Source organism: Snuella sedimenti, from assembly GCF_016428595.1.
In the GTDB taxonomy this organism is placed as follows: Bacteria; Bacteroidota; Bacteroidia; order Flavobacteriales; family Flavobacteriaceae; genus Snuella; species Snuella sedimenti.
This window is the reverse complement of record NZ_JAELVQ010000025.1, coordinates 1-1937: the sequence shown is the minus strand read 5'-3', so window position 1 is coordinate 1937 and position 1937 is coordinate 1. Positions and strand designations below refer to the sequence as shown.

Below are 1937 nucleotides of genomic sequence, written 5' to 3'. Positions count from 1 at the left end.
AACTCGGGCTTCGTAATATCTTGTACGGTAATGGTCTGTACATGCGTTGTGGTGTTGTTACAGTCATCAGTCAATGACCACGTACGCGTGATAACCGATTCATTGGCACAGTTACCGGCGGCAACGGCATCGGTATAAGTGGCATCCAACCCAGACGAACAGTTATCGGACTCATCGGTTACATCACCGGTAAGTGTTAAATCGGTGGCATCGTCCTCACAGTTGATGGTTACATCGGCAGGAGCTGTAAACTCGGGCTTCGTAATATCTTGTACGGTAATGGTCTGTACATGCGTTGTGGTGTTGTTACAGTCATCAGTTAAAGACCATGTACGTGTAATGGTGCTCTCGTTAGCACATTCGCCAGCAGCAACCTCGTCAGTATAAGTAGCTTCCAATTCCGAAGAACAGTTATCCATTTCATCACTTACATCACCCGTAAGCACGAGATCCGTCGCATCGTCATCACAGTTGATGGTTACGTCGGCAGGTACCGTAAAGGTAGGCGGCGTAACATCCTGAACCGTTATTGTCTGTACGTGCGTTGTGGTGTTGTTACAATCGTCAGTTAAAGACCATGTACGTGTAATGGTGCTCTCGTTAGCACATTCGCCAGCAGCAACCTCGTCAGTATAAGTAGCTTCCAATTCCGAAGAACAGTTATCCATTTCATCACTTACATCACCCGTAAGCACGAGATCCGTCGCATCGTCATCACAGTTGATGGTTACATCTGCTGGCACCGTAAATGTAGGCGGCGTAACATCCTGAACCGTTATTATCTGTACGTGCGTTGTGGTATTGTCACAAGCATCAGTCAAGGACCATGTACGCGTAATGATACTCTCATTAGCACACTCGCCAGCGGCTATTTCATCCGTATAGGTTGCTTCTCCAATATTTGTGTCGCAAGCGTCAGCTTCGTCAATTACATCACCTGTAAGTGTTAGAACTGTTGCATCATCATCACAGTTGATGGTTACATCCTCAGGTACCGTAAAGATAGGAGCAATGGTGTCAATTATTGTAAATAAAGCTGTTGTACTTGATGAATTACCACAAGCATCGGTAGCAGTAAATTTAACCAATACCTTTCCAGTCATACCACATTCGTCGGACATAACATTACCATCTTCACCATAGTTGTTTGACCATACTATTGATGAACAATCATCAGTGGCCTCAGCACCTGCATTGGTGTTTAACCAATTTTCAAATTCAGTTAGGTTGCCAGAACCATCACATTGTACGGTTTGGTCGGCCGCAACGGTAGTGATTTCTGGAGCTTCTGTATCTTTAATTAAATAGGTTGCAGTTGTTGTGCTCTTGTTGTTACATGCATCTGTAGCAGTAAAAGTCACTGTAATGGCACCATTGTCACATTTTACATTTGTATCTAGCCCGTAATCATTTGTCCATGTAACATCTCCACAATTATCTGTAGAAGTAGCTCCAGCATTACTATTTAACCAATTGTTAAGAGCAGCTTGGGTGTCTCCTTCGCCACATTCTATTTCGATGTTAGCTGTGTTGGTATTGTCGATGGTTGGAGGGACTTCATCATTGATAACAATTAATTGTGTACATGTTACTGTATTACCAGTCATGTCTGCTATTTGATACGTTCTGGTTACTGTTTCTGGACAACTTAAATTATCGCTAACTTCACTTGTTAAGGTAAAACTAGCTTCGTTGATGGTACAGTTATCTGTTATGCTTCCCCCAGCATTTGTAAATTCTGCATAGGTAGAATACACTGGTTGTTCTGAAATATTGCATATGGCTGTCAAGTCTCCAGGACAAGAAATCGAAGGATCTTCATCATCGGTCACCGTCACGTCTTGTGTACAAGTTTCAAAGTTTCCTTCTTCATCGGTCACGGTCCATGTCACGGTAGTTGTACCGATAGGGAACGTGGCAGGAGCATCATTGACTAC

General features: G+C 43.4%; 1 protein-coding gene. It reads right to left on the bottom strand.

From position 1 onward, the window contains the following. A partial coding sequence (locus JF259_RS14840; RefSeq protein WP_199116410.1) for an HYR-like domain-containing protein occupies positions 1–1937 on the bottom strand: 1937 nt, incomplete at both ends.